Origin of the sequence: Staphylococcus auricularis (assembly GCF_051172115.1) — a bacterium.
GTDB lineage: Bacteria > Bacillota > Bacilli > Staphylococcales > Staphylococcaceae > Staphylococcus > Staphylococcus auricularis_A.
The window spans coordinates 594,026-606,589 of sequence record NZ_JBPIZN010000001.1 but is presented as its reverse complement, the minus strand read 5'-3'; the positions used below and the strand labels follow the sequence as shown (position 1 = coordinate 606,589).

Here is a 12,564-nt window from a genome sequence, read left to right as displayed (position 1 = left end):
CGCGCATTCACATTCTAAAAAACGAGCTAGGTCTTATCAGTGATATGAGCCAGTACAAAAATGTTGATCTTAAAGAAAATGTGAAATAAGGCTGTTGTAATAAAAGAGATTTGAAGTTGAAGGAGCATTATAGATGAAGAATATTTTGCTAGCTGTTACAGGCGGGATTGCAGCGTATAAAGCGATTGATTTAACGAGTAAGTTAACCCAAGCGGGGTATGATGTGCGTGTCATGTTAACATCACATGCCCAACAATTTGTTACTGCTTTATCATTTCAAGCGATTGGCAGAAATACTGTATATACGGATACATTCATTGAACAAAATCCACAAGAAATTCAACATGTCGCATTAGGAGACTGGGCAGATGCCATCATCCTGGCGCCTGCGACGGCGAATACGATAGCGAAGTTAAGTACAGGCATTGCGGATGATATAGTGACTACCACACTTCTCGCGACAGAGACGCCGAAATTTATCGTGCCAGCGATGAATGTGCATATGTATGAAAACCGAAGAACCCAACATAATATAGCGGTATTAAAAGAGGATGGTTATCACTTTATTGAGCCGGGAGAAGGCTTTTTAGCGTGTGGTTACGTTGCAAAAGGGCGTATGGCGGAACCGTTAGACATTGTTTCTACTATCGACCGATTTGCAACTGATAGTGAAGCGACAGAATCCAAACAACATATTGAGAGTACATTTGCTGGAAAACGTGCGCTTGTTACAGCAGGTCCCACAGTTGAAGAGTTAGATCCAGTGAGATATTTATCCAATCGTTCGTCAGGTAAGATTGGTTATTTAATCGCAGAAGCATTAATTGAAAGAGGCGCACATGTGACCCTTGTTTCAGGCCCTACACATCTCACTGTACCTGAAGGTGTAGATATTGTGAACGTTCAAAGTGCTCAAGAGATGTTTGAAGCAGTAACTGAACGCTTTGATAATCAAGACATCGTATTTAAAGCAGCTGCCGTCTCTGACTACGCGCCTGCATCTCCTTTAACACATAAATTAAAAAAACAAGATGGTGACCTACAAGTCACATTTACACGTACCCCTGATATTTTAAAATATCTCGGAGAACATAAAACGCATCAGTATCTCGTTGGCTTTGCAGCCGAAACGCAAAATATTGATGATTATGCCAAAGCTAAATTGCAACGTAAAAATGCAGATGTCATCATCGCGAACAACGTGGGCGATCGTTCGATCGGATTTAGTTCGGATGATAATGACTACACGTTGCATTTTAAAGACCAGTCTACAGTCGCTTTAGGCAAACATTCAAAAGCACAACTTGCGCATTTAATATTAGATGAATTGGAAACTAGGTGGCAATAAATGATAGCAAAAGTAATCGTAGACATTCCTTCTAAAAACGTGGATTTCACGTTTGATTACATCATTCCTTCACGATTACAAACAATATTAAAAGTAGGGATGCGTGTCGTGGTTCCATTTGGATCACGTACGATTCAAGGGTATGTCATGTCTATCGAAGATGATGCTGAAGCACAAATGGATATCACTAAGTTAAAAGAAATTAAAGAGATTCAAGATATTAAACCCGAACTGACACCTGAGCTCATCAAGTTAAGTGAGTGGTATAGCCGTTATTTTGTGACGAAGCGGATTTCTATCTTAGAGGTCATGTTGCCAAGCGCTTTAAAAGCGAAATACCAAAAAGTATTCGAAATTGTAGACGACAGTCAAATCTCAGCAGATATATTAAAAAGATTTGATAGCGAAGGCCATTACCCCTATAAAATGGCACAACAAAATGATGAATTAGATGAACTCATACCATTAATGAATGATGGAAGTATCAAAGAAGTCACATTACTTTCTCAAAATATCAAAAAGAAAAAACAACGTGCTGTACGTGTGGTCGATGATTTTGATATCGATGAAGTGCTCGGTAGTCTTGAAAAGAAACCGAAACAATATGAGGTATATGCCTTTCTCGCTGATGAACAACATCGCGATGTTTTTATTAAAGAATTAGAACAGATGGACTTTTCTAAAGGCAGTATTGATACGCTCGTTAAAAAAGGTTATTTAGAAAAATATGACGCAGTCGTTGAACGAGATCCTTTTGCGGAACGCGTCTTTGAACAGGAAGAAAAACAGACGCTTACTGAAGAACAACAGCAAGCTTATAACGCTATTACTGAATCAATCAACGAACATAAGCAACAAACGTTTTTACTTCATGGTGTAACGGGCTCTGGTAAAACAGAAGTCTATCTACAAACGATAGACGTTGCGTTATCTTATAATCGACAAGCAATGATGCTCGTGCCAGAAATCGCACTCACGCCACAAATGGGACTCCGTTTTAAACAACGATTTGGTGATGATGTGGCTGTGCTCCATTCGGGGCTATCACGTGGTGAACGCTATGATGAGTGGCAGAAGATAAGAGATGGCCGCGCCCGTGTCAGTGTCGGTGCACGTTCTAGTGTGTTTGCACCCTTTAAAGATCTCGGGATGATTATTATAGATGAGGAACATGAAGCTTCATATAAACAAGAGGACACGCCGCGTTATCACGCAAGAGATATTGCACAATGGCGTAGCGAATACCACCAATGCCCACTCGTATTAGGCAGCGCGACACCGAGTCTAGAATCTTATGCACGTGCCGATAAAAGGGTATATCACTTACTTTCATTACCGCATCGTGTGAATCAACAAGCGATGCCAAGTATCAATATCATCGACATGAGAGAAGAACTCGCGAATGGTAATCGTTCGATGTTTTCTAATGACTTGTATGATGCCATTCAGGATCGATTAGATAAAAAAGAACAAATTGTATTGTTTTTAAATCGCCGTGGATACGCGACATTTATGTTATGTCGTGATTGTGGTCACGTACCGCAATGTCCTAATTGTGATATTTCGCTAACTTATCATAAGTCATCAGATACACTGAAATGTCACTATTGTGGCTATGAAACAACGCCACCGAACCAATGTCCGAATTGTGAAAGTGAACATATACGCCAAGTGGGGACAGGAACCCAACGTGTCGAAGAGTTACTTCAACACCAGTTTCCTGAAGCGAACATTATCCGTATGGATGTAGATACAACATCTCGAAAAGGGGCACATGAGAAATTACTCAATGATTTTGGAGAAGGTAAAGGAGATATTCTTCTCGGCACCCAAATGATTGCGAAGGGGCTTGATTTTCCAAATATTACCCTTGTCGGCGTGCTGAATGCAGATACGATGCTCAACCTACCTGATTTTCGTGCGAGCGAACGGACGTATCAGTTGCTCACCCAAGTATCTGGTCGTGCTGGGCGTCATGAGAAAGAGGGTCAGGTCATCATTCAAACCTATAATCCAGAACATTACGCTGTACAAGATGTTAAAGAGAATGATTATGTGGCGTTTTATCGTAAAGAAATGCAATACCGACAAATGGGCAAATACCCGCCTTATTTTTATTTAATTAATTTCACCATCTCACACAAAGAAATGAAGAAAGTGATGGAAGCATCGAAACACATACATCAAGTGCTGCTACAACATTTATCAGAACAGGCACTCGTACTCGGACCCTCACCCGCAGCACTATCGAGAATTAATAACGAATATCGTTTCCAAATACTCATTAAATATAAACGAGAACCTGCCCTTCATGAGGCGTTAACGTATTTAGACGAGTATTATCATGATCAATATGTGAAAGACAAACTCTCATTAAAAATTGATATTGGACCACAAATGATGATGTAATGCAGATTCAAATAGATAGGCAAGAAATGCTTTAAGTGTACTTCATAGGGCTGGGGCGCAAACTTGCGTTCCGGCTTTTTTGTGTCATTCTCAGGCTGAAAGCTTTTGGTTGAACCGTTTATATTTAAAAATCACCGCTCTCATCCAAGATTTACTTGGGTAAAATAATTATGAGAACTATATGACGTGCGATTAATCTTTGCGATAAAGATATGTATTTTATATGATAGAAACGTATGAAATATAACTGAGCATCTGTCCGAGGTTGAATAACCCATTCTTTAGCGTGAACCAATGTCTATGACGTATCGCATTTTTGTGCTATTTAAGTTATAATAATATGATGAATTTTTATTAGGAGCCGATAAATATGACAGTGAAATCACTTATCTCTGAAACTTCACCGATTTTGCATCAAAAGATCAAACCTGTGACACAGTTTGATGACCAGTTAAAACAATTATTACTTGATTTAGAAGATACAATGTATCACGAAGAAGCTGCAGCTGTGGCAGCACCGCAAATTGGTGAAAATCAACAAGTCGCCATCATCGACATGGAATTAGATGGATTGCTTCAATTGATTAATCCTGAGATCGTCAGTCAATCTGAAGAAAAAGTTACAGATTTAGAAGGTTCCGTCAGCTTACCGAATGTGTATGCAGAAGTGACAAGAAGTCAGATGATTGTCGTGAAAAGTAATGACAAGGAAGGAAACGAAGTCGAGCTCACTGCCTATGATGATGTTGCACGTATGATTTTACATATGATGGATCACTTTAATGGCGTATTATTTACAGAATGTGCAGAACGCATCTTAACAGATGAAGAAATGGAGGAATACTTTAACCATGGCTAAAATCATTTTTATGGGAACACCAGATTTCTCTACTAAAATATTAGAAATGTTGATTGCTGAACATGACGTCATCGCTGTTGTGACGCAACCCGATCGTCCTGTAGGCAGAAAACGCAAACTCACACCACCCCCAGTGAAACAACTTGCTGAGGATCATGGTCTACCGGTTTACCAACCTGAAAAATTAGCACAATCAGACGAGTTACAAACACTGATTGATATGGACGCAGATTTGATTGTGACTGCTGCATTTGGACAATTACTACCTAAAGCATTACTTGATGCACCACAATATGGCGCAATCAACGTACACGCTTCATTATTACCTAAATATCGTGGTGGCGCACCCATTCATCAAGCGATTATAGATGGAGAAAAAGAAACAGGCGTGACGATCATGTATATGGCTGAAAAATTAGATGCTGGTGATATCATTGCACAACAATCGATTGCGATAGAACCAACAGATGATGTAGGCAGCATGCATGATAAATTGAGCTTTTTAGGTGCTAATTTATTACAGCAAACACTTCCTGCTATTATTAATGGTACCAACGAAGCGACACCGCAAAACGAAGATGAGGCTACATTTGCTTCTAATATTTCTCGAGAAGATGAACGCTTAGATTGGTCTCGTCCAGCAGAAGCGATTCACAATCATATTAGAGGACTTTCACCTTGGCCTGTCGCATATACGACAATGGATGACACAAACCTCAAAGTGTTTGCAGCGCGTGTAGAAAAAGATAAAAAAGGAAACCCTGGCGAAATCATTGAAACGACGAAAAAAGCAATCATCGTCGGTACAGGTTCTGAAGACGCGATTGCCTTAACTGAAATCCAGTTAGCTGGGAAAAAACGCATGCAAGTTGCTAATTATTTGAGTGGAGTTCAAACGTCACTCGTTGGTAAGGTGCTCGTATGACATCATCAAGTGTACGTCAGCTTGCCTTTGAAACCATTCAGCGCGTAAGAAAGGAAAACGCCTATAGCAATATCGCGATTAATCAAACATTAACTGAACAGACATTGAACCATGCGGACAAAGGCCTTTTAACAGAACTTGTCTATGGCACGTTAAAACGACAATATACGTTAGATTTTTACTTAAAACCATTTGTGAAAACGAAGCTTAAAGGTTGGATGCGGACGTTATTATGGATGAGCATCTATCAATACGTGTACTTAGACAAGGTCCCTGAACATGCCATTATTAATGAAGCGGTGACGATCGCCAAAGCTAAAGGCGGTCCACATAATGGCAATGTCATTAATGGAATATTACGTACAATGATGCGCTCAGAATTACCAGATGTAAACGCAATAAAAAATGACAAACAGAGAATTGCTACGGCTTACAGTTTACCGAAGTGGATTGTAGAACATTGGATTACACATTATGGTATAGAGGAAACGGAACGTATTGCTGCTCATTTGATGCAACCTGTTACACAATCCGTTCGTGTGAATACGACACGAGTGACACCAGCTGCTATGATCGAAAGACTAACAAGCGAAGGTTATTCTGTGGAACAAGATCCACACTTAGCTGAATGTTTACATGTTTCAGGGCATCCTGTGGTTGAATCACAAGCATTTAAAGCAGGTTTCATATCGATTCAAGATCTTAGCTCGATGTTTGTCGCACATATTTTAGCTCCGGAAGCAGATGAAAATATCTTAGATGCATGTAGTGCACCCGGTGGTAAAGCATGTCATATCGCTGAACGGTTAGATGGCACAGGTAGCGTCGATGCAACAGATATTCATGATCATAAAATCAACTTGATTAATGACAATAAGCACAAGCTACAGCTTGAAAATGTTCACGCGTATCAACACGATGCGACACAGCAATATCAAGCGATGTATGATAAAATTTTAGTAGATGCACCATGCAGTGGTTTAGGCGTGTTAAGACATAAACCGGAAATCAAAAATACTCAATCACAACAGTCTATCCAAGGATTGGTTGAATTACAGTTAGAGATTTTAGAAAATGTTAAAAACAATTTGAAACCCGGTGGGACCCTTGTATACTCCACTTGTACGATCGAACAAATGGAGAATGAAAATGTGATATATACATTTTTAAAACAAAACGATGCATTTGAATTTGAGCCGTTCGAACATCCATTAACGGGCGAAATGGTTAAAACAATGCAACTGTTACCTCAAGATGCCAATTCAGATGGATTCTTTATCACTCGAATAAAAAGAAAGGAAAGTGTGGAATGATCACTGCGGAAAAGAAGAAAAAGAATAAATTTTTACCAGACTTTGAGAAACAGTCTATTTATTCTCTGAAATTTGAAGAATTACAGTCCTGGCTAATCGAACAAGGCCAACCTAAATTCAGAGCGAAACAAATCTTTGAATGGTTGTATGACAAACGTGTCGATCATTTTGATGAAATGACAAATCTATCGAAAGACTTACGTGCATTATTGAAAGAAAATTTTACGATTACGACGTTATCTGTAGTCGTAAAGCAAGAAAGTAAAGATGGCACAATTAAGTTTTTATTTGAACTTCAAGATGGATATACGATAGAAACAGTATTGATGCGTCATGAATACGGCAACTCAGTATGTGTAACGACACAAGTTGGCTGTCGTATCGGCTGTACGTTCTGTGCTTCTTCAATTGGTGGATTAAAAAGAAACTTAGAGGCCGGTGAAATCGTTGCACAAGTGCTCACGGTACAAAAAGCACTAGATGACACAGATGAACGCGTGTCACAAATTGTAATCATGGGCATTGGTGAACCGTTTGAAAACTATGACGAGATGATGGATTTCTTATATATCGTGAATCACGATCATGGTTTGAACATCGGTGCAAGACATATAACCGTCTCAACGTCTGGTATCATTCCGCGTATTTATGACTTCGCTGAAGAGGATATACAAATTAATTTTGCGGTAAGCTTACATGCGGCTAAAGATGAGATACGCTCCCGTTTAATGCCAATCAACCGTGCCTATAATGTTGATAAACTCATTGAAGCGATTCATTATTATCAACAACAAACGAATCGTCGCGTTACGTTTGAATATGGGTTATTTGGTGGCGTAAATGATCAGCTTGAACACGCTAGAGATTTAGCACATCTCATCAAAGATTTAAACTGTCATGTCAATCTTATTCCGGTTAATCATGTCCCTGAAAGAAATTATGTGAAGACGCCGAAAGATGATATTTTCAAATTTGAAAAAGAGTTAAAACGACTTGGTGTCAATGTAACGATTCGCCGTGAACAAGGTGCAGACATCGACGCAGCTTGTGGTCAGTTAAGAGCAAAGGAACGCAAAGTGGAAACGAGGTAATAACAAATGCTAAATGCACAATTCTTTACGAACACAGGTCAATTCCGTGATAAAAATGAAGATGCAGGTGGGATTTATTATAACCAAACGCAACAACAATTATTAGTGATATGTGACGGCATGGGTGGACATCGCGCAGGTGAAGTCGCAAGTCAATTTGTCGTCGACGCCATAAGAACACGTTTTGAAGCGGAAAATTACATCGAAGAATCACAAGCTGAAGACTGGCTTCAAACAACGCTGGGACAAGTGAATCGTGAACTCTACCAACAATCTGTTGAGTCAACAGAATATCATGGTATGGGAACGACTTGTGTCTGTGCTTTAGTGTATGATCACCACGTTGTCATCGCAAATATAGGTGACTCTCGTGCTTATCTCATCAACAGTAGAAAGATCGAACAAGTTACCCACGACCATTCTTTTGTTAATTATCTCCTTATGATAGGTGAAATCACTGAAGAAGAGGCATTTAATCATCCTCAGCGCAATATCATTACAAAAGTGATGGGTACAGATAAATTTGTAAAAGCTGATATCTTTGTAAAACGAACACGCTTATATAATTACTTGCTTTTTGCTACTGATGGTTTAACGGATTACGTACGTGACGATACGTTGCAGCAGTTACTGAGCAATGAAAAGGAAGACCTACATACGCAAGGTGAAAAACTATTAGAACATGCAGAATACGCTTCATCTAAGGACAATATCAGTATTATCTTGGCTGAGATTGAAGGTGAGCAAGTATGATAGGGAAAATGATTAACGAAAGGTACCACGTCTTAGAAAAATTAGGCGGCGGAGGTATGAGTACCGTCTACTTAGCTCAAGATACGATTTTACAACGGAAAGTTGCGATTAAAGCCATCTCTATACCATCAGGAGAACAAGAAGAAACAATTCAACGTTTTGAACGAGAAGTGCACCATTTAACACAATTGGCGCACGATCACATTGTTGATGTATATGACATCACAGAAGACGACGAATGTTTCTTCTTAGTTATGGAATATGTTGAGGGTCCTACATTATCCCAATATATTAAATCGAATCATCCTATTCCAGTAGAAACAGTGGTTGCGTTCACGAATCAAATTATAGATGGTATCGCTCATGCACACGATTGTCACATCGTGCATCGAGACATTAAACCACAAAATATTTTATTCGCGAATGATCATGAGTTGAAGTTACTTGATTTTGGCATTGCTAAAGTATTAAGTGAAACAACGATGACGAAAACCAATCATGTGCTCGGTACCGTTCAATATCTCTCACCTGAACAAGCCCGTGGAGAGTCAACGGATTATAAAACAGATATTTATTCTATAGGGGTCGTCATTTATGAGATGTTGATGGGAGAACCTCCTTTTACTGGAGAAACAGCAATTAGTATTGCCATCAAACACATCCAAGATCCGATGCCTAATGTATCAGATTACCGGGAAGATGTTCCACAAGCATTGAGTAATGTCATTTTAAAAGCAACAGCTAAAGAACGAGATCGACGTTATGAAAGTGTGAAGGAACTGAGTGACGATCTTGCAACCGCCTTAGATCCATCACGGCAGGACGAACAACCGCTAGATTTATATGAAGATCAGAATCAAACGATGGTTATCGATAAACAAGCGTTACAATCGCAGTTGAAAGACGATGAGGCAAAAGCTAAAAATATAAAACAAACAATGCAAATCCCAGTCGTTGACCAGTTGAAATTACAAAGTAACGAATCTCAATTTTATGTTGAACCGACAAAGAAACGCTCTCCATTTAAAAAAATCATTTTCGCATTGATTTTCATTTTCCTTCTCATCGGGCTAGTTGGTTTCGGAGCATGGGGCATGTTCGGTCACAAATACGCAGAAACCCCCGATGTCTCTGGTAAAACAGAACAAGAAGCTAAACAAGCTTTAGAAGAACAATCGTTTAAATTAGGTAAAGTATCGCATGATTATAGCAACAAGTATGCGAAAGATAAAATCATCCGTACCAACCCTGAAAGTGGTGAGCGTGTCGAACGTGATTCAGCGGTAGATATCGTCGTTTCAAAAGGTGTGAAACAGGTGACGATGCCTAATCTTTACGGTATGAAACGTGAGGAGGCCGTAACGCGATTGGAAGAACTTGGTATCAAAGATGTGAAGGTAAACAAAGCCTATACGACCCAAGGTATTTCAAAAGGTTTCATCGAATCGCAAAATGTTTATCCGGGTAGTAAAGTTAAAGTACAAGGCGGTAATGTCATCTTGACTGAGTCACTCGGTGTGAAACAAGTATATGTCGGAAACTATATCAACAAATCCTTTAACACTGCGAAACAAGAATTAGAAAATAAAGGGTTTAAAGTGAATATAACTGAAAAAGAAAATAGTAATTCAGTGAAAAAAGGTGATGTCATCAGCCAATCACCTAAAAATAAAGAAGTGGATGAAGGTTCAACCATTAACTTTGTCGTCTCTGAAGGCAAAGCATCTGAAAAAGATAAATCATCAGACAAAGATTCAGATAAAGAGAAAAAAGATGATAAAAAAGAAAGTAAAGATGACAGTAAACAAAATGATAAAGATAGTGATAATGACTCTGAAGACAAATCATCCGGTTCTGAGTCAGCTGCTACAAAAGATTATGTAGAAACGGTTGAAGTCCCGTATTCAGGGAAAAATGATAAATCTCAAGAAGTAGAAGTGTTTGTCAGAGATAAAAACAAAGTAGGGAATGAACCGAGTCAGACGTACAATATCAAATCTGATAAATCGATAGAAATCCCGATGGAAATCGAAAAAGATAAGACGGCTGGATATACAGTACGTGTCGATGGCAAAGTTGTTGCCGATAAAGATATTCCTTACGATAATTAACATATGATTCAAGATGCCAATGACTGTTCTTTTAGGATGGTGATTGGCATCTTGTTTATAAATAGTAAATTCCTCGTTTTGATTTGATTTAATCTGGTGAAATGATAGCACGTATTGCCAGAAACTCATTGACCTTAATAAATGACTATCTTTTTAGTTAAAAATATATTGAATCATTGTCAGCTTTGATATAATAAAGTTGTATATGTATATAAAGCGAGGTGCGACGTTGAAAACAGGTCGAATTGTGAAGTTAATAAGTGGAGTGTATCAAGTGGACGTAGAGGGAACACATTATGATACAAAACCACGAGGATTATTTAGAAAGAAAAAGTTTTCACCATTGGTTGGAGATGTTGTAGATTTTGAAGTAGAGAACGTATCTGAAGGTTATATACAACATGTCCATGATCGAAAAAATGAATTAAAACGACCACCTGTAAGTAATATCGATCAACTCATTATCGTGATGAGCGCAGTAGAGCCTCAATTTTCAACTCAACTACTAAATCGTTATTTAGTCATTGCGCATTCTTATGCGCTGCAACCAAGCATACTAGTAACGAAATGTGATTTATTATCAGATGCAGAAAAGAAAGCATTGGATGCGCAGTTAGACATTTATCGAGATATGGATTATCTTGTTCAAAGCATTGGCCAATATGATGACTATCAAGCTATGAGTGAAGCGTGGGCGGACGGTTTAGTCGTATTAAGTGGTCAGTCCGGTGTAGGTAAATCCACGATTTTAAATCATCTTTATCCTGATCTAGATATAGAAACCCAACATATCTCAAAATCTTTAAATCGGGGACGGCACACAACGCGCCATACGGAATTGTTTAAGCGCGATGCAGGTTATATTGCGGACACGCCAGGATTCAGTGCATTAGATTTTGATCATATCAGTAAAGAGATGTTAAAACATTATTTTCTAGAAATAGATGAATTTGGAGAACAGTGTAAGTTCAGAGACTGCAATCATATGAACGAGCCTAAATGTAGGGTCAAGACTGCAGTTGAAGATGGGGAAATCGCACAATCTAGATATGATGATTACGTGCAACTCTATCAGGGACTTGCGAATAGAAAGGAAAAATATTAATGACTCAAGCAAAAGTATATCCTTCATTATTATCTGCCGATTTTTTAACTTTAAACGAAGAACTTAAAGCATTAGAAAAAGCAAAAGTGGACGGTGTTCATTTTGATGTGATGGATGGTCAATTTGTACCAAACATTTCAATTGGTGTACCGATTCTCGATGCAGTACGTGAGGGAACACAACTACCGATTGATGTACATTTAATGATTGAACAACCTGAACAATATATTCCAACCATGGCTGAACATGGTGCTGATTTGATTTCCGTTCATGTTGAGGCAACACCGCATATTCATCGCGCAATACAACTCATTAAACAACATGATGTGAAGGCAGGTGTGGTGATCAATCCAGGGACGCCTGTGACTGCAATTGAACCCGTTTTACGCGATGTTGATTACGTATTAGTGATGACGGTGAATCCTGGCTTTGGAGGTCAACCTTTTATCGAGAACTGTATTGAAAAAATCGATCAACTTATGGCGCTTAAATCTGAGCAATCACTTTCATTTAGTATCGAAGTTGATGGCGGGATTAACGACGAAACAGCACCCGTAGTTAAAGCACACGGTGCAGATATGTTGGTCGTCGGTTCTCATTTCTTTCAACAATCAGATTATGCAGCAGTAACAGATCAATTGAAAGGTTGA

10 protein-coding genes are annotated in these 12,564 nt (G+C 38.8%); all 10 read left to right on the top strand.

What is annotated here, in order from left to right:
- Nucleotides 1–133 precede the first annotated feature (133 nt).
- The 10 genes from coaBC (at nucleotide 134) to rpe (ending at nucleotide 12,564) form a co-directional block, all read left to right on the top strand.
- A complete protein-coding gene (gene coaBC / locus ACSBRB_RS02940; RefSeq protein ID WP_435031537.1) occupies nucleotides 134–1,348 on the top strand; it encodes a bifunctional phosphopantothenoylcysteine decarboxylase/phosphopantothenate--cysteine ligase CoaBC in 1,215 nt (404 codons plus the stop codon).
- Nucleotides 1,349–3,757: a primosomal protein N' gene (priA, locus tag ACSBRB_RS02935; protein ID WP_435031536.1), complete on the top strand. Its 2,409-nt coding sequence runs from the start codon at nucleotides 1,349–1,351 to the stop codon at nucleotides 3,755–3,757.
- A gap of 370 nt (nucleotides 3,758–4,127) precedes the next feature.
- Nucleotides 4,128–4,616, top strand: coding sequence for a peptide deformylase (locus tag ACSBRB_RS02930; RefSeq protein WP_435031535.1), 489 nt, complete (start codon nucleotides 4,128–4,130; stop codon nucleotides 4,614–4,616).
- Nucleotides 4,609–5,541 (top strand): methionyl-tRNA formyltransferase, encoded by a 933-nt coding sequence (fmt, locus tag ACSBRB_RS02925; RefSeq protein ID WP_435031534.1) that lies wholly within the window; start codon nucleotides 4,609–4,611, stop codon nucleotides 5,539–5,541. Before ACSBRB_RS02930 ends, fmt begins: the two co-directional genes overlap by 8 nt.
- Nucleotides 5,538–6,854: a 16S rRNA (cytosine(967)-C(5))-methyltransferase RsmB gene (gene rsmB, locus ACSBRB_RS02920; RefSeq protein WP_435031533.1), complete on the top strand. Its 1,317-nt coding sequence runs from the start codon at nucleotides 5,538–5,540 to the stop codon at nucleotides 6,852–6,854. Before fmt ends, rsmB begins: the two co-directional genes overlap by 4 nt.
- A complete protein-coding gene (gene rlmN, locus ACSBRB_RS02915) occupies nucleotides 6,851–7,945 on the top strand; it encodes a dual-specificity RNA methyltransferase RlmN (protein ID WP_435031532.1) in 1,095 nt (364 codons plus the stop codon). Before rsmB ends, rlmN begins: the two co-directional genes overlap by 4 nt.
- Before the next feature lie 6 nt (nucleotides 7,946–7,951).
- The gene (locus ACSBRB_RS02910; protein WP_435031531.1) at nucleotides 7,952–8,698 is read left to right on the top strand and encodes a Stp1/IreP family PP2C-type Ser/Thr phosphatase; all 747 of its coding nucleotides are present in this window, start codon (nucleotides 7,952–7,954) and stop codon (nucleotides 8,696–8,698) included.
- Nucleotides 8,695–10,809, top strand: a complete 2,115-nt coding sequence (pknB, locus tag ACSBRB_RS02905; RefSeq protein WP_435031529.1) for a Stk1 family PASTA domain-containing Ser/Thr kinase — start codon at nucleotides 8,695–8,697, stop codon at nucleotides 10,807–10,809. The genes ACSBRB_RS02910 and pknB overlap by 4 nt, the downstream gene beginning before the upstream one ends.
- A gap of 229 nt (nucleotides 10,810–11,038) precedes the next feature.
- Nucleotides 11,039–11,914: a ribosome small subunit-dependent GTPase A gene (gene rsgA / locus ACSBRB_RS02900; protein ID WP_435031528.1), complete on the top strand. Its 876-nt coding sequence runs from the start codon at nucleotides 11,039–11,041 to the stop codon at nucleotides 11,912–11,914.
- Entirely contained in the window at nucleotides 11,914–12,564 is a 651-nt protein-coding gene (rpe, locus tag ACSBRB_RS02895) for a ribulose-phosphate 3-epimerase (protein ID WP_435031527.1), read from the top strand. The genes rsgA and rpe overlap by 1 nt, the downstream gene beginning before the upstream one ends.